We start from the raw sequence: 16,576 nt of genomic DNA, 5'->3' as shown, positions 1-16,576 counted from the left end.
TGCTCTCTCTTTCAAAAATTCAGATGGTCGGCGGAGGCTGCTCCGCTACGTCAGGCGAACCGGTTTGCTCGAGGGAGCAAACCGGAAGGCGCCGCTACGGGGCCGGGCAGAAACCACCAGGCAACTGAACGCCGTCGACGACGGGGCACGGGTTGAAGGTGAAGATCACCAGTGTGCCAAGGATGATGATGACCAGGGTGGCCGCGTAGAGGACCATCTTGAGCCAGAAGCGCGTGGAATCCTTCTCGGCGTAGTCGTTGATGATGGTGCGGACGCCGTTGGTGCCGTGAAGCATGGCAAGCCACAGCATGGCAAGGTCCCAGAACTGCCAGAACGGATCGGCCCACTTGCCGGCAACGAAGCCGAAGTCGATTGCGTGGATGCCCTCGCCCACCAGCAGGTTGACGAACAGGTGGCCGAAGATCAGCACCACCAGGACGATGCCGGAGAGACGCATGAAGAGCCAGGCGATCATCTCGAAGTTGCCACGGCTGGAGCCGGTGCGGTTGTACTTCGGTGCGATCTTCCCGGACCCGATTTTTCCACTGCGTGGTGTCTCGATGGTTGTCATGGCTTAGTGGCCTCCCAGCGCGAGGGAAAGGTGGCGGATGGCGAAGCCTGCGAACGTGACAAGCCACAGCGCAAGCACGACCCACAGCAGTTGGCGCTGGTACTTAGCGCCCTTCTTCCAGAAGTCGATGGCGATCACACGCAGGCCGTTGAAGGCATGGAAGATGATCGCCGCGACCAGGCCCGTTTCACCCAGGGCCATGAGGGGGTTCTTGTATGCGCCAATGACGGCGGTGTAGGCCTCAGGGGACACGCGCACCAATGAGGTGTCCAGCACATGGACCAACAAGAAGAAAAAGATCACTACACCTGTAATGCGGTGTCCAACCCAGGACCACATGCCTTCACGGCCGCGGTACAAGGTGCCAGCTGGTTTTGTCGGCACTGATTAAACCTTCCTGCAACACAGCGGCGCTGGCATGGGATCCACGCGGGGGGAACGCCTGCTGCGAGAGCACTCGTAGCTCACGCCTAAATCTAGGCTTCGCTCACAGCATATTCAATTTAGGACGGGCTTCTCTGCTTGTTAATTCCATGTTTCCTACCGATATTCAGGCGATTTTTGGCACTGCTTGAGACGAACGCCACAAGTGTGTCCTGCTGCGGGGCTTCCCGCCTGCGTCGGATAAAGTGTTGCGGTGAGTACAGAAGACGCGAAATACCCGGAATCGCCATTGAACCGCTTCCATGCGGTTATTCCGGCGGGCGGTGTGGGGACCCGGCTGTGGCCACTCTCGCGTGCCGCTGCGCCCAAGTTCCTCCACGACCTGACCGGTTCCGGCAGTACGTTGTTGAGGGCTACCTACGACCGCCTCGAGCCGCTGGCCGGCGAGCGGGTCCTTGTTGTAACCGGCGAGGCACACCGTGCCGCCGTGTGCCGCCAGCTCCCCGAGGTAGGGGACGACGAACTCGTCCTCGAAAGCGAGCCGAAGGATTCAGGCGCCGCTATCGGCCTCGCCGCTGCCATCCTGCATCGTCGTGATCCGGACACCATCATGGGTTCGTTTGCGGCCGACCACGTCATCAGCCCGGACAATCTTTTCCAGGAGACTGTGCGCGAGGCGATCTACACCGCGGCGACGGGCAAGATCGTCACCATAGGCATCAAGCCCACCCATCCCTCAGTTGGCTTCGGGTACATTCGCTCCGGTGCGGCCCTGAACGTGGACGGCGCCCCGAACGCACTTGCTGTTGCGGAGTTCGTGGAGAAACCGAGCCAGGAGGTCGCCAACAAGTACGTCGAAGCGGGGGACTACGTCTGGAATGCCGGCATGTTCGTCGCTCCGGTGGCGCTCATGCTCAAGCACCTCGAAGCAAACCAGCCGGAACTGTTCAAGGGCTTGCAGGAAATCGCTGACGCCTGGGATACCCCGCAGCGCGCCGAAGTGACCGCCCGTGTCTGGCCCACCCTGCCTAAGATCGCCATTGACTACGCCGTGGCTGAGCCGGCAGCGGCAGCCGGCGATGTCGCCGTCGTGCCCGGCACTTTCCGTTGGGACGACGTAGGCGACTTCGCCGCGATCGGCCGCCTTAACAATGCCGGCGACGTTGATGAAGTGACGGTGCTTGGCGAAGGCGCACGTGTGTTCGCGGAGAACGCCAGCGGCGTGGTGGTATCCGATACCAAGCGCGTCATTGCCTTGATCGGCATCAAAGACGTGGTCATTGTGGACACGCCGGACGCGCTCCTTGTCACTACCAAGGAACATGCACAACTGGTCAAGGGCACTGTTGATGCCCTGAAAGCCAGTGGCGACACGGACGTGCTGTAGTACATCTGCTTATACCGTGAGCCACCTCTTTGGTTGTCCTGCGTCTGAACGCAGCGTAACCAAGAGGTGGCTTTCGTTCTTCAGGTGCCGCGCATGGCTAGAGTTGTGACGTGCGCAATTACACGACTGAAACCGAGCCCGCTCCCGTTGTGAGTCCTTGGGTTGATGAACTGCTTCCCGGACTTATCGAGTTCCGGCGCGACCTCCATGCGCACCCGGAGCTGTCTTTCAAGGAGTTCCGCACCACGGACAAGCTCGTGGAGCGGCTGCAAGCAGCCGGGTTGAAGCCGCGGCGTCTGGATGAGACCGGGCTGACGGTTGACGTGGGCGAGGGCCCCATTGCCACAGCCCTTCGCGGGGACATCGACGCACTGCCGATCATTGAGGAAACCGGCCTGCCTTTCGCGTCGAAGAACCATGGCGTTACCCATGCTTGCGGCCACGACGTCCACACCACTGCCATGCTGGGCATTGCCTTGACCCTGCAACGGATGCACAAGAACAACCCGCTGGGTGGCACGGTACGGATCATCTTCCAGCCGGCCGAGGAAACCATGCCGGGCGGCGCACTGTCCTGCATTGAGCAGGGAGTGCTTGAAGGCGTGCCGCGTATCCTGGCGTTGCACTGTGATCCCCGGATCAACGTGGGCCAGATCGGCACGCGCATCGGTGCCATTACTTCTGCCTCGGACACCATCAAGATTGAGCTCTCCGGTCGCGGCGGGCACACGTCACGGCCGCACCTGACCGAGGACCTGGTCTTCGCACTGGCGCAGATAGCGGTCAACGTGCCGGCTGTCCTCTCCCGCCGCGTGGATGTGCGCAGCGGCGTGTCGGTGGTGTGGGGCCAAATTTCAGCCGGCTCCGCACCGAATGCCATCCCGGGCACCGGGTATATGGCAGGCACCATGCGGTGCCTCGATCGCGATGCCTGGCATAGCGCGGGGGAGTTGCTGGACGACGTCGTGAGGCAGGTTGCCGCGCCTTATGGAGTGGACGTCCACCTTGAACACACCCGCGGCGTGCCGCCCGTAGTGAACTCCGAGCACGAGACGGCCCTTATCGAGGCATCAGCCCGTGCTGAGTTGGGTGAGAACGCAGTGGTCCTCACTCCGCAGTCCATGGGTGGCGAGGACTTCGCCTGGTTCCTGGCCGACCTTCCGGGAGCCATGATGCGCTTGGGTACGCACACCCCCGGCGGCGAAGAATACGATCTCCACCGCGGTGACTTCATCGTTGACGAACGCGCGCTCGGCTACGCAATCCGGGTCCTGACGGCGGCCGCCCTCCGCACCATCCGCGACCTCGAGCAATAGACCCAACTGAGTCGCAGACCGGGCCGTTCGGAGCCCCCAAACGTCCCGATCTGCGGCTCAGTCGGGTGCTTTCGGCCTAGATAAGTTGTGCACAATTGAATTGTGCACTATCGTTTTAGTCATGAGTGATGCACCCCGCCTCCGCCATCAGGTCTGCTTTGCGCTGTACTCGGCGTCCAAAGCGGCGACGGCGGTCTACCGCCCCGTGCTGGAGGACCTCGGCCTGACGTACCCGCAGTACCTGGTAATGCTGGTCCTCTGGGAGCAGGAACCGCGGAGCGTCCGTGACCTCGGCGCGGAACTGGGACTCGACTCCGGAACCTTGTCGCCCCTGCTCAAGCGACTGGAGGCCATGGGTCTGGTTGAACGCCGCCGCTCGGCCGAGGATGAGCGCCGGGTGGACGTTGTCCTGACCGACGCCGGCACCGCCTTAAGTGCCCGCGCCCAGGCTGTACCCCAGCGCCTCGCCGACGCCGCCGGCCTGTCGCCGGATGAGATCGGGCAGCTCCACGCCACCCTGGGCAAGCTCACGGCAGCACTCAACAGCTCACTCTGACAGCCCCCCGGAGAACCCCGGGACATCCATTCCCCAAGAGAACGGAAACACCATGAAGACTCTCTACATTGCCGAGGCCTTGGCATCCGGCGAAGGCCGCGACGGCAACGCACGCACCAACGACGGCAAACTGGACGTCGCTCTCGCCAGCCCCGTGGAACTCGGAGGCAATGGTGAAGGAACCAACCCGGAGCAGCTGTTCGCAGCCGGCTACGCCGCGTGCTTCCACTCGGCACTGCGCCTGGTGGGCCGCAAGGAGCGCGTTGACCTCAGCGACTCGGCAGTTGCCGCCAAGATTCACTTCGGCGCACTGACAGACAGTGAAGGCTACGGACTCGCTGCCGAACTCGAAATCGCACTGCCCGCCTTGGATCGCGGCACCGCGGAGCAGCTGATGGCCAAGGCGCACCAGATCTGCCCTTACTCCAACGCAACGCGCGGCAACATGGCCGTGGACCTCAAGCTCGTGGAGTTCGCCGCATGAGCACCGCTACCAGCACCCCCACGGAAACCCGCGAAATCCAACTCGCATCCCGCCCCGTAGGACGCCCGGCTCCAGAGAACTTCCGGTTGGCACAAGCCGAGCTGCCCGAGCTCGCAGAGGGCCAGCTCCTGGTGAAGAACCAGTTCATGTCGGTGGATCCCTACATGCGTGGCCGAATGAACGACGTCAAGTCGTACTCGGCGCCATTCCGCCTGGATGCAGCGCTCGACGGCGGTGCTGTAGGTGAGGTGATCGCGTCCCGTTCGGACGCGCACAAGGTGGGTGACGTCGTCGTGCATCAACTCGGGTGGCGAGAACATGCGGTGGTGGACGGCGCAGCAACTACTCCCGTGCCGTCGGGGCTGGCCCCGACTTCGGCGTTCCTTGGCGCGCTGGGCATGACCGGCCTGACCGCTTACGCAGGCCTGCTCAAGGTTGCCGAGTTCAAAGAAGGCGACGTGGTGTTCGTGTCCGGAGCGGCAGGTGCCGTCGGCTCGATGGTTGGCCAGATCGCCAAGGCGATGGGCGCCTCCAAGGTCATCGGCAGTGCGGGATCGCCGGAGAAGGTGGCCCGCTTGCTGGAACTCGGCTTCGATGCTGCCTTCAACTACAACGATGCCCCCGTGCTGGACCAGCTGAAGGAAGCCGCAGGGGAGCGCGGCATTGACGTGTACTTCGACAACGTTGGCGGCGAGCACCTGGAAGCAGCGCTTGCCACGCTTACGGTCGGCGGGCGTGTAGCCATGTGCGGTGCCATAGCGCAGTACAATTCCACGGAGCCTTCGGTGGCGCCACGGAACCTCGCTGTGGCCATCGGCAAGCAGCTCACCCTGCGCGGGTTCCTGGTGGGCGGACAGCGACAGCATGCCGCAGAATTTGCTCAGAAGATGGCCGGCTGGCTGGCGGACGGTTCGGTCAGCTACGACGAAACAATCGTCGACGGTCTCGAGAATGCCCCGCAGGCCTTCATTGATTTGCTGGACGGCGCGAACACCGGAAAGATGCTCGTCCGCTTGTGAGATGACCGGTAGCCGGGTGTGACTTGCGCACCCGGCTACTGCTTGGTAACAAAAGGTCAACAATCTGACCTGGAGCGGCTCCATGTGCTGTCCGGGTGTGTTGCAGGCCACTAGTGTTGGTTTCATCAATGCGCTTCGGCGCAGCTGCGAGCATCAGTGAAAACAGAATTTCTGCCTCAGGTCTAGGAAACGGACACTCATTGACCATCCGTCGTAGCGCCAATCACTTTCTTCCTGGAGGAAAATTGAAGAAACCACTGCGTGCCACCCTGAAGCGCGGTTCAATGGCCGGTGTTGCAACCCTCGGAGCAGCAGCACTCCTGCTGACCAGTTGCGGCCAGGCTCCCGATGCCGGTTCCGGCACTGCCACCAAGAGTGACTTCCTCGGATGCATCGTTTCGGACTCCGGCGGATTCGACGACCAGTCGTTCAACCAGTCCTCGTTCGAAGGCCTCAAGAAGGCTGAAGCTGACCTCGGTATCGAGGTCAGGTCGGCTGAATCGAAGGCAAACAGCGACTTCGAGACCAACCTCAACGGTATGGTTTCCGCAGGCTGCAACCTGACAGTCACAGTCGGCTTCCTCCTGGGTGACGCCACCAAGGCTGCTGCTGAGAAGAACACGGACAAGCACTTCGCGATCGTCGACTACACGTACGAGACCCCGATCGCGAACGTCAAGCCGATCGTTTACGACACCGCGCAGGCCGCATACCTGGCAGGCTACGCGGCTGCAGCTACCACCAAGACCGGCAAGGTCGGCACCTTCGGCGGCATCAAGATTCCCACGGTCACCATTTTCATGGATGGTTTCTACGACGGCGTCCAGGCCTACAACAAGGCCAAGGGCAAGAGTGTTCAGGTTGTTGGCTGGGACAAGAACACCAAGGACGGCTCCTTCACCGGCGACTTCGAGAAGCAGGACACCGGCAAGCAGGTCACCATCAACCTGCTGGACCAGGGCGCGGACATCATCATGCCCGTGGCCGGACCGGTTGGTAAGGGTGCAGGTGCTGCACTCAAGGAAGCCAAGGCAGCCGGCAAGGACGTCAAGCTCATCTGGGTCGACTCCGATGGCTACCTCACCGCTCCCGAGTACAAGGACCTCATGCTGACCTCCGTGGTCAAGCAGATGGGCGAGGCTGTTGAAGCCGTGGTGAAGGATGACAAGGACGGCAAGTTCAACAACGAAGCCTACGTTGGCACGTTGGAGAACGACGGCGTAGCACTCGCCCCTTTCCACGATCTTGACTCCGCAGTCTCTGCTGAAACCAAGTCCGAACTCGACGCGTTGAAGGCGGACATCGTGTCCGGCAAGCTGGTTGTTGAGTCGGAAGCCAGCCCCAAGAAGTAAGCAATTCCTGGACGCGCCGCCAGTACCGAGCCCCGGTACTGGCGGCGCGTTTTTGCCCTGACTACGCTGGGCTCAATAGCTGCAGCAGTCCCTCGGACTCATAGAACGGTGGGAGTTGTGAAACTCGAATTGAAAGGGATCTCGAAAGCCTTCGGGACCTTCTACGCCAACCAAGACATAGACCTCCTGGTCGAATCCGGTCAGATCCATTGCCTCCTTGGCGAAAATGGTGCCGGCAAATCTACCCTCATGAACGTGCTCTACGGGCTGTACGAGCCTTCGGCCGGCCAGATCCTGGTGGACGGGCAGCCCGTCACCTTCCGCGGACCCGGGGATGCCATGGCTGCCGGAATCGGTATGGTGCATCAGCACTTCATGCTGGTTCCCGTCTTCACGGTTGCTGAGAACGTGGCGCTCGGCGCGGAGCCAACCACGTTCGGAGGTGTCCTCAGCATTGAAGAAACCCGGAAGAAGATCCGGGAGATTTCCGGCAAGTACGGCTTCGACGTCGATCCCGATGCACTCGTCGAAGACCTTCCCGTGGGTGTCCAGCAGCGCGTTGAGATCATCAAAGCGCTGGTTCGGGAAGCCAAAGTCCTCATTTTGGACGAGCCCACAGCAGTGTTGACGCCGCAGGAAACCGATGAACTCCTGGACATCATGCGCCAACTCAAAGCCGGCGGCACATCCATTGTTTTCATCTCGCACAAGCTCCGCGAAGTGAAGGCTGTCTCGGACGTCATTACGGTGATCCGCCGAGGCAAGGTAGTGGGTGATGCTCCACCTACGGCATCAGCCACTGAACTCGCCTCCATGATGGTGGGCCGGCCGGTGAGCCTGAGCCTGAACAAGGCCCCCGCTCAGCCGAAGGAGACCACCTTTGTGGTGGAGAACCTGACGGTCCGTGCAGCCAACGGCACCAACGTGGTGGACGGGATCAGCTTCGACATCGCCCAAGGTGAGATCCTCGCCGTCGCCGGTGTCCAGGGCAACGGCCAAACAGAACTGACGGAGGCCATTCTCGGCATCCAAGAGCATGTGACAGGCTCCGTGATGTTGGATGGCAAGCAACTCCTGGGCCTTCCGGTCAAGGACGTCCTGCGTTCCGGAGTTGGTTTTGTTCCGGAAGACCGCACGGTGGATGGGCTCGTGGGACCGTTCTCCGTTGCCGAGAATTTGGTGCTGGACTTGTACGACCAAGCACCGTTCGCGAGCGGCATCAGCATGAAGCCTGCCAAGGTTGTTGAGCACGCGAAAGCCAAGATCGAGGAATTCGATATCCGTACTCCGTCCGCTGCATCGGCCGCCGGGACACTGTCCGGTGGCAACCAGCAGAAGGTGGTCATGGCCAGGGAACTGTCCCGGCCCTTGCGGTTGTTTATTGCCAGCCAGCCCACCCGCGGGGTGGACGTAGGCTCCATTGAATTCCTGCACAAGCGAATCGTTGCCGAGCGCGACGTCGGAACTCCGGTCATGATCGTTTCTACGGAGCTTGATGAAGTCATTGAGCTCGCAGACAGGATTGCCGTGCTGTACAAGGGCAAGCTCGTGGGCATTGTCCCCGCGGGAACTTCCCGCGACACCCTTGGCTTGATGATGGCCGGAGTCGGCCCGGAAGGAGGCTCTGATGTCTAACAGTGACGGATCAAATAAAGGCCAGACACCCGACGTTCCTACCTCAGAAGTCCGCGCAGCGGACGTCTCTTTGGATACCGCCGGAGGAACGCTGGAACCGTCCATCGTGCCCGTCTCTTCCCAGAGCGGAGACCCGGGACACCAGCAGGGCAGCGTCATGCGGCGGATCGTCATGGGCAACGGCTTCGTGTCTGTCTTGGCCGTCATCGTAGCGCTGTTCCTTGGTGGCCTGCTGATCGCCAGCACGGATGCGCAGGTTGCCAAAACCGCTGGCTACCTCTTTGCACGGCCCACGGACTTCCTGAGCGCGTTGTGGTCAGCAATGACCGAGAGCTACGTTGCCCTCTTCCAGGGATCTGTCTTTAGTCCACGCGAAGGTTTCAAGCCCTTGCTCGAGACCATGACCGTGGCAACACCGCTTATTTGCGCCGGTCTTGGAGTTGCCTTGGCTTTCCGTGCCGGCCTGTTCAACATCGGTGCGCAAGGACAGATCATCATCAGTGCCACGCTGGCAGCCTATGTCGGTTTCACCTGGCACCTGCCGTTCGGTTTGCACCTGCTGGTGGTCATCATCATGGGTGTCCTGGGCGGTGCCGTCTGGGGTGGAATTGTTGGCATCCTCAAAGCCCGTACAGGTGCGCATGAGGTCATCGTGACCATCATGTTGAACTACATTGCGCTCTTCCTTCTCGACTTTCTGTTGAACACGCCCGCGTTCCGGCGACCGGGGGATAACAGCCCCATTTCACCGCGCCTGGACGAGTCGGCCACCTACCCCATCCTCATCCCGGGATCCCGGCTCCACGTGGGATTCCTGGTGGCAATCGCCCTGACGTACGGTGTGTGGTGGATGCTGAACCGATCCACCATCGGCTTCGAGTTCCGGGCCGTCGGTTCCAATCCCATCGCCGCACGGACTGCTGGCATCAAGGTTCCCCGCGCCACCATCCTGGTGATGGCACTGGCTGGAGCCCTTGCGGCGTTCGGCGGTGTGGCCCAGGTTGCGGGCACCGAAAAGGTCCTCACTGGCGGCGTGGCAGCCCAGATCGGCTTTGACGCGATCACGGTTGCCCTGCTGGGCCGCAGTACTCCGTGGGGGACGTTCTTTGCAGGTCTCCTTTTTGGGGCTTTCCGTGCCGGTGCGGTGCAGATGCAGATCCAAACGGGTACGCCAATCGACATCGTCCTGGTGGTGCAATCACTGATTGTGCTCTTTATTGCTGCACCGCCGCTCATCCGGTCGATCTTCCGGCTTGAGGGTAAAAAGAAGAACAAGACAAAGCCACCGAAGGCGGCGCCGAAAGCTGCCCTTGCCAACGCCACCGGAGGTGCCAAGTGAGCGCGACAACTGCTGCACCCAGGTCGGGATCTACGGCCCTGCCGGCATTCCGGCCTTCCATGAAGGTCCCCCTCTCGCTCGGTATCCTCGCGCTGATAGCCCTGGTGTTTTTCGGCTTCCTTGGACCGGACCAGACCGCCGAGATGAAGATCAGCGATGCCGGCGACGCCGTTGCTGTTCCTGCCCTGATGATTCCGGGACAGGTGGGCGGCATTGTCCTCGGCATCCTGTTGCTCGCGATAGCCGCCTACTCGATCTACCTTTGGACGCAGGGGGAGCGGTCACCCAAGTGGCTGCCCATCGCCTTCGCCGTGGTGTTCGTGTTCGCCTTGCTCGTCTGGATCGTTGCGGGTGCACGCCAACCCTCCATCTCACTGGCCGGCCTCGTTGCCGGGTCCGTGACATTGGCCGTGCCCCTGGTGTTCGGCTCCCTTTCCGGCGTGCTCTGTGAGCGCGTGGGCGTAGTGAACATCGCCATCGAGGGGCAACTCCTGGGCGGAGCCTTCACTGCCGCGCTGGTGGCTACCATGACGGGCAGTCCGTACATCGGCTTGATTGCGGCCGCTGCTGCCGGTGCCGCGGTGTCCATGGTCCTGGCCGTGTTCAGCATCAAGTACCTGGTCAACCAGATCATTGTTGGCGTGGTCCTGAACGTGTTGGTCTCCGGCCTCACGGGATTCCTCTACGGCACGCTGATGGTGCCCAACAAGGAGCAGTTCAACACTCCGGGCCGGCTGGACATCCTGCCGATCCCGTTGCTTTCGGATATCCCGATCATCGGGCCGATCCTGTTCGAGCAGTCCATCGCGGGCTACCTCATGTACATTGCCGTCGCAGTGGTGTGGTTCGGCTTGTTCAAGACCCGTTGGGGCCTGCGCGTCCGCGCCGTCGGCGAACACCCGCAGGCTGCCGACACCTTGGGCATCAACGTCAACGCAACCCGCTTCTGGAATGTCACCTTGGGTGGTGCCATCGCGGGTATCGGCGGGGCTGTCTTCACACTGGTGACCATCGATTCCTTCACCAAGGACATCTCCGGTGGCCGCGGCTTCATCGCCTTGGCTGCCTTGATCTTCGGCCGGTGGAATCCGATCGGGGCCTTCCTGGCCTCTCTGCTGTTCGGCTTCGCCTACAACCTGCAGTCAATCCTTGGCATCATCGGTACCCCGGTGCCGAGCCAGTTCATGGCCATGCTGCCGTACTTGGTGACCATCTTCGCCGTCGCCGGTTTGGTGGGTAAGTCGCGGCCACCGGCCGCAAGCGGCATACCCTACGTGAAGGGTTGACGATGCCAGCGAATGATATCGACTGGCATGTCCTGGAAGATGCGGCAAAGCAGGCCATGCAACGCGCCTACGCGCCGTATTCCAAGTTCCCGGTGGGGGCTGCGGCCCTCACCGAGGACGGCAGGATCGTCAGCGGCTGCAACGTAGAAAATGCCAGCTATGGGCTGACCCTCTGCGCCGAATGTGCACTGGTTGGCCAGCTCCACATGACAGGCGGCGGCAGGATCGCCGCGTTTTACTGCGTGGACGGCCAAGGCAACATCCTCATGCCATGCGGAAGGTGCCGCCAACTCCTTTACGAGTTCAGGGCACCAGGGATGCAGCTCATGACAACGCAGGGAATCAAAACCATGGACCAGGTGCTGCCGGATGCCTTTGGTCCTGAAAACCTGGAGGAAACCACGTGACAAGCACTGAAGCGTTCGACGCCGTCCAGATCATTTCCATCAAGCGGGACAAGGGCACGTTTACTCCCGAGCAAATCGACTGGACCATCGATGCCTATACCCGCGGCGTCATCGCCGAGGAACAGATGGCCGCACTGAACATGGCCATTCTGCTCAACGGCATGGACCGCGCCGAGATTTCGCAGTGGACGTCCGCAATGATCGCCTCTGGTGAGCGGATGGACTTTTCGTCCCTGACAAGGCCCGACGGCGGCCGGAAGGCTACCAGCGACAAGCACTCCACCGGTGGGGTGGGGGATAAGATCACGCTGCCGTTGGCGCCGCTGGTGGCCGTCTTCGGCGTCGCGGTTCCGCAGCTGTCGGGCCGCGGCCTCGGCCACACCGGCGGGACGCTGGACAAGCTGGAAGCCATTCCCGGTTGGCGCGCCAACCTGAGCAACGACGAAATCATGGCGCAGCTCCAAGACGTCGGAGCGGTCATCTGTGCCGCAGGCTCAGGGCTCGCCCCGGCGGACAAGAAACTCTATGCCTTGCGCGACGTGACAGGCACCGTTGAAGCCATCCCGCTGATTGCTTCGTCGATCATGAGCAAGAAGATCGCCGAAGGTACCGGTTCGCTGGTTTTGGACGTCAAAGTGGGTTCGGGCGCGTTCATGAAGGACGAAGCACGGGCACGTGAGCTGGCTGAGACCATGGTGGCTTTGGGCAAGGATGCAGGCGTACACACCGTCGCGCTGATCACGGACATGTCCACGCCGCTTGGATTGACTGCCGGTAACGCCATTGAGGTGGAGGAATCAGTGGAGGTCCTTGCCGGCGGCGGTCCGGAAGACGTGGTCGAACTGACCGTCCGCCTGGCCGAGGAGATGCTGGCCGGTGCCGGCATCCACGACGCCGATCCCGCAGCCGCGCTGAAGGACGGACGCGCCATGGACGTCTGGAACCGGATGATCGAAGCCCAAGGTGGAGATCCCCTGGCCGCGCTGCCCGTGGCCAGGGAATCCGAGGTTGTCTACGCTCCGGCGGACGGCGTCCTGGTGGGATTGGATGCACTTTCCGTGGGTGTTGCGGCTTGGCGCCTGGGTGCCGGCCGGGCACGCAAGGAAGACCAGGTCCAGGCCGGGGCGGGTGTCCGATTGCACGCCAAGCCTGGTGCGCTGGTCCGTGCGGGGGAGCCTTTGATGACCCTCCTGACGGACACTCCGGAGAAGTTCGAACGGGCAAAGGAAGCACTTCAGGATGCGGTGGTGATTGCGCCTGAGGGTTCCCGCCCGGCGCATCAGCTCATCATCGACCGCATCGCCTAGGCTTAAGTGTTCCGGGCTGTTCCCCGTGGAACAGCCCGGAACACCAGTCATCCGGCGCCTGTGGGGGAGCCGGCTACCGTAAGGAAACCGTGCAGGGCATCAACGATTTCATCCTCGCCGCGGCGGAGCAGCCCTGGGTGTTGTTCCTGGTGCTGGCCTGCTGCGTCATTGATGGCTTTTTCCCGCCCATCCCCAGCGAATCAGTGGTGGTGGGCCTGAGTGCCGTCTCCGGCAGCAGCGGTGCCCCCAACGTGTGGCTGCTGGGTGTGATGGCCGCCGTCGGGGCGTTCTCCGGGGACAACATCGCCTACATCATTGGCAACCGCATAGGCATCCAGCGGTGGCGGTGGATGCGCACGCAGCGCATGCAGGGCGCTTTCCGTTGGGCGGGCAAGGAACTTCGACGCCGGTCTGCCTCGCTCATCATGGTGGCCCGCTTCATCCCCATCGGGAGGGTGGCAGTTAATCTGACGGCTGGTGCCACTCACTTCCATCACCGCCGCTTCGTTGCCCTCACTGCGATGTCCGCCATCCTTTGGGCCAGCTATTCGGTGGTCCTGGGTTACTTCTTCGGTGTGTGGTTTGAGCACAACCACCTCCTGGGCGCGGTCATAGCCATCGTGGTGGCCGTGATCCTGGGGGTCATCATCGATCGCATCATCAGCAAAGTCCGGGGTTCCGTGCCCTTGGACGGAAAAAACATCCCCGAGGAAGACGCCCCGACTCCACCCACGGTATGACGTGTCCTGCCCCGGAAGATCAGTCCGGCGGTTGACGACCCCAGCGTCCTCTTGGAGATAGCGTTAAACGCGTGATCCCAAGGCTGGGGCGTAGCGAACGACGCCCCGGCCGTGGGACACTAGAGCGACTTCCGTCACACCGTCAAGTCACATTCGTCTAGGAGCTACCCCCGCGTGGAGTTTTTGAATCAAATGCTCGAGCATGCAGCCGGGCAGCCCTGGATATACCCGGTACTTCTGGTCTTCTTTTTCATTGACGGATTCGCCACCATTCTCCCCAGCGAAACAGCCATAGTGGGGCTCTCGGCGCTGTCCCTTCACAGCGGAGAACCCAATCTGTGGATCCTGGGAGGAACCGCCCTGGTAGGCGCCATGGCCGGCGACAACATGGCTTACATGTTGGGCCGGAAGATCGGCCTCACCCGCTGGAAGTGGATGCGGCGGCCAAAGGTCCAGAAAATGTTCGCCTGGGCGCAGTATGAGTTGGACAAGCGTGGCGCGGTGCTCATTTTCACGGCGCGCTACATTCCGTGGGGCCGTGTGGCGGTGAACTACGTCGCCGGGCAAACCGGATTCCGCCACCGCACCTTTTTCTGGTTGGACGCTTTCGCCTGCATCACGTGGGTGGGCTACTCCATCGGCATTGGCCTTCTGGCAGGTCAGTGGGTGCACCACAACCCGCTCCTCGGCGTGGGCATTGCCGTTGCGTTCGCTGTGGTTCTCGGCATCGTGGTGGACCATGCACTGCGTTGGTGGCACAAGTACCTTGAGAAGAAGGATGTGGCCCGTGAAGCGGCCGCAAGCAGCGAAGTGAAGGTTGCGGAGCCTGCGGATCTGTCGCAGAAAGCAGTTGCAGGCGCGGACCTCTCCAAGCCTGCTGGCTAAGCATCTGCCGTCCCCCTACAGTTAGTACGTGACTGAGCCCATTCTTGACGCTGCCCCTGCCCTTGACTTCGATCTGAAGAGCCTGCCCAAGGTTTCCCTCCACGACCACCTGGACGGAGGACTCCGCCCGGCCACCATTATCGAGCTGGCAGAGGCCGTCGGCCACACGCTGCCCTCCACGGATCCTGTGGCGCTGGGCGAATGGTTCCGTGAATCGGCCGACTCCGGTTCGCTGGTCCGCTACCTCGAAACGTTCGACCACACCGTGGCCGTCATGCAGACCAAGGAAGGCCTGTTCCGGGTCGCCAAGGAATTCGTGGAAGACCTGGCCGAGGACGGCGTGGTGTACGGCGAAGTCCGCTGGGCACCTGAACAGCACCTTCAGCAGGGCCTGACCCTGGACGAGGTTGTCGAAGCCGTCCAGACAGGCCTTGAAGCCGGTATGGATTCCGCCGAAGAACGCGGCCAGCAGATCCAGGTGGGGCAGCTCATCACTGCCATGCGGCACGCTGATCGCGGCCAGGAAATCGCAGAACTGGCTGTCCGCCACAGGGCCAACGGCGCAGTGGGCTTTGACATCGCCGGGGCCGAAGACGGCTTCCTGCCGTCCCGCTTCAAGGACGCCTTCACCTACCTTGCCGAGAACAACTTCCCGGCAACGGTCCACGCCGGCGAGGCAGCTGGCTTGGACAGCATCCAGTCCGCTTTGGTGGACGGCCGCGCCTTGCGCCTTGGCCATGGCGTCCGGATCGCCGAGGACATCTCGGTGGAGTTTGAGGACAACTCCGACGACGACGGCGAGGACACCATCGGCATGGTGACCATCGGCAGCGTGGCAGCATGGGTTCGCGACCGCGGAATCGCCCTGGAAATCTGCCCTTCCTCCAACCTCCAGACCGGTGCCATTTCCGGCTTTGGCGACGGCATCGAAAGCCACCCGGTGGACATGCTGTTCCAGCTCGGCTTCAACGTCACCATCAACACGGACAACCGCCTCATGAGCGGCGTGACGCTTACCGACGAGTTCGAACTCCTGGTGGAGACCTTCGACTACGACCTCGATGATCTGCTCGAGCTGACGCTCAACGCGGCCGAGGCAGCGTTCCTGCCGCTGGACGAGCGCGAAGCCTTGGTTGAGTACATCAACGATGCCTACGCCAACCTCGGCTAATTCTCCGCTGGACCAGCTGCTGGGCACCATTGCGGCGCTGCGTGAGCACTGCCCATGGATGGGTGGGCTGACGCACGAGTCACTGGTGGAGTACTTGATCGAAGAAGCCTATGAAGTGGTGGACTCGATCGAAGCCGGCGCAGTTGATGATGAGCTCCGTGGCGAGCTGGGCGATGTGCTGCTTCAAGTAGTGCTGCACGCCCGGCTCGCCGAGGAGCGCGGCAGCTTTGATTTCGCTGCGGTAGCCCGGGGTATCAACGACAAGATGGTCCGACGCAACCGGCACGTGTTCAAGGCGGACGGTTCACTGCAGGACAGTTTTCCGTCCAGCGTCGAGGAAATCATCGTCAAGTGGGATGCCGCCAAGCGGGCCGAGAAGCCGGAGCGGAAAGACCCCTTCGAGGGTATCCCGCCGCACCTTCCCGCTTTGGCTGCGGCGCAGAAGTCCCTGGACCGAGCGGTACGCGCGGGCTTGGACGTTGACGCTCAAGGTGACTTGGCCGCCGTCGGACTTCCCGTGGTCCCGGCCTCGGAAGAGGCCCTCGGCGAGCTGCTGCTCGCGGTGGTCGCCGGCGCCCGTGAGCAAGGACTCGACGCCGAACGGGCCCTCCGTGCCGCGGTTCGATCGTTTCAGAACAGTCAGGCGCAGACTTCATGACGTGAGCCGTCGGAAGCCGTGCCGTAACGTAAGCCACTCTCGACTACGCTAGTAGCGACGAGGACGTTGAGAATTTCCC

At 62.1% G+C, this 16,576-nt stretch carries 17 protein-coding genes; 15 read left to right on the top strand and 2 right to left on the bottom strand.

Features of this window, described 5'->3' with window-relative positions; genetic code table 11:
* Positions 1-94 precede the first annotated feature (94 nt).
* Together AC1RJY_RS01255 and sdhC are read right to left on the bottom strand one after the other, a co-directional pair.
* Complete coding sequence (locus tag AC1RJY_RS01255; RefSeq protein WP_011773977.1) at positions 95-571, bottom strand: succinate dehydrogenase hydrophobic membrane anchor subunit; 477 nt, start codon at positions 569-571, stop codon at positions 95-97.
* Positions 572-574: 3 nt separating this feature from the next.
* A complete protein-coding gene (gene sdhC, locus AC1RJY_RS01250; RefSeq protein ID WP_011773978.1) occupies positions 575-955 on the bottom strand; it encodes a succinate dehydrogenase, cytochrome b556 subunit in 381 nt (126 codons plus the stop codon).
* 253 nt (positions 956-1,208) lie between these two features.
* On the opposite strand from sdhC, the gene AC1RJY_RS01245 reads away from it, so the two are divergent.
* The 15 genes from AC1RJY_RS01245 to AC1RJY_RS01175 all read left to right on the top strand — a co-directional run bounded on the left by AC1RJY_RS01245 (position 1,209) and on the right by AC1RJY_RS01175 (position 16,497).
* Complete coding sequence (locus AC1RJY_RS01245) at positions 1,209-2,342, top strand: mannose-1-phosphate guanylyltransferase (protein WP_498600998.1); 1,134 nt, start codon at positions 1,209-1,211, stop codon at positions 2,340-2,342.
* A gap of 110 nt (positions 2,343-2,452) precedes the next feature.
* Positions 2,453-3,658 (top strand): amidohydrolase, encoded by a 1,206-nt coding sequence (locus AC1RJY_RS01240; protein ID WP_498600997.1) that lies wholly within the window; start codon positions 2,453-2,455, stop codon positions 3,656-3,658.
* A 121-nt stretch (positions 3,659-3,779) separates the two neighbouring features.
* Positions 3,780-4,214: a MarR family winged helix-turn-helix transcriptional regulator gene (locus tag AC1RJY_RS01235; RefSeq protein ID WP_014921085.1), complete on the top strand. Its 435-nt coding sequence runs from the start codon at positions 3,780-3,782 to the stop codon at positions 4,212-4,214.
* A gap of 52 nt (positions 4,215-4,266) precedes the next feature.
* Positions 4,267-4,698, top strand: a complete 432-nt coding sequence (locus AC1RJY_RS01230) for an organic hydroperoxide resistance protein (RefSeq protein ID WP_011773982.1) — start codon at positions 4,267-4,269, stop codon at positions 4,696-4,698.
* The gene (locus tag AC1RJY_RS01225) at positions 4,695-5,717 is read left to right on the top strand and encodes an NADP-dependent oxidoreductase (protein WP_498600995.1); all 1,023 of its coding nucleotides are present in this window, start codon (positions 4,695-4,697) and stop codon (positions 5,715-5,717) included. The genes AC1RJY_RS01230 and AC1RJY_RS01225 overlap by 4 nt, the downstream gene beginning before the upstream one ends.
* A 245-nt stretch (positions 5,718-5,962) precedes the next feature.
* Positions 5,963-7,069, top strand: a complete 1,107-nt coding sequence (locus tag AC1RJY_RS01220) for a BMP family lipoprotein (RefSeq protein ID WP_430515954.1) — start codon at positions 5,963-5,965, stop codon at positions 7,067-7,069.
* A 117-nt stretch (positions 7,070-7,186) separates the two neighbouring features.
* Positions 7,187-8,704: an ABC transporter ATP-binding protein gene (locus AC1RJY_RS01215; protein WP_011773985.1), complete on the top strand. Its 1,518-nt coding sequence runs from the start codon at positions 7,187-7,189 to the stop codon at positions 8,702-8,704.
* Complete coding sequence (locus AC1RJY_RS01210; protein WP_014921087.1) at positions 8,697-10,043, top strand: ABC transporter permease; 1,347 nt, start codon at positions 8,697-8,699, stop codon at positions 10,041-10,043. Before AC1RJY_RS01215 ends, AC1RJY_RS01210 begins: the two co-directional genes overlap by 8 nt.
* Positions 10,040-11,329, top strand: a complete 1,290-nt coding sequence (locus AC1RJY_RS01205) for an ABC transporter permease (RefSeq protein ID WP_498600993.1) — start codon at positions 10,040-10,042, stop codon at positions 11,327-11,329. The genes AC1RJY_RS01210 and AC1RJY_RS01205 overlap by 4 nt, the downstream gene beginning before the upstream one ends.
* Positions 11,330-11,331: 2 nt before the next feature.
* A complete protein-coding gene (locus AC1RJY_RS01200; protein WP_014921089.1) occupies positions 11,332-11,736 on the top strand; it encodes a cytidine deaminase in 405 nt (134 codons plus the stop codon).
* A complete protein-coding gene (locus AC1RJY_RS01195; protein WP_498600991.1) occupies positions 11,733-13,043 on the top strand; it encodes a thymidine phosphorylase in 1,311 nt (436 codons plus the stop codon). Before AC1RJY_RS01200 ends, AC1RJY_RS01195 begins: the two co-directional genes overlap by 4 nt.
* An 89-nt stretch (positions 13,044-13,132) precedes the next feature.
* A complete protein-coding gene (locus AC1RJY_RS01190) occupies positions 13,133-13,783 on the top strand; it encodes a DedA family protein (protein WP_011773990.1) in 651 nt (216 codons plus the stop codon).
* A gap of 192 nt (positions 13,784-13,975) precedes the next feature.
* Positions 13,976-14,668 carry a DedA family protein gene (locus AC1RJY_RS01185; RefSeq protein ID WP_011773991.1) on the top strand — a complete coding sequence of 231 codons (693 nt, stop codon included), beginning with the start codon at positions 13,976-13,978 and terminating at the stop codon, positions 14,666-14,668.
* Positions 14,669-14,696: 28 nt separating this feature from the next.
* Positions 14,697-15,839: an adenosine deaminase gene (locus tag AC1RJY_RS01180; RefSeq protein WP_498600989.1), complete on the top strand. Its 1,143-nt coding sequence runs from the start codon at positions 14,697-14,699 to the stop codon at positions 15,837-15,839.
* Positions 15,817-16,497, top strand: coding sequence for a MazG nucleotide pyrophosphohydrolase domain-containing protein (locus tag AC1RJY_RS01175; RefSeq protein WP_043469908.1), 681 nt, complete (start codon positions 15,817-15,819; stop codon positions 16,495-16,497). The genes AC1RJY_RS01180 and AC1RJY_RS01175 overlap by 23 nt, the downstream gene beginning before the upstream one ends.
* Positions 16,498-16,576 lie beyond the last annotated feature (79 nt).

The organism is Arthrobacter sp. GW822-FHT05G07, assembly GCF_058799755.1.
This window is presented reverse-complemented; position numbering and strand designations above follow the sequence as displayed.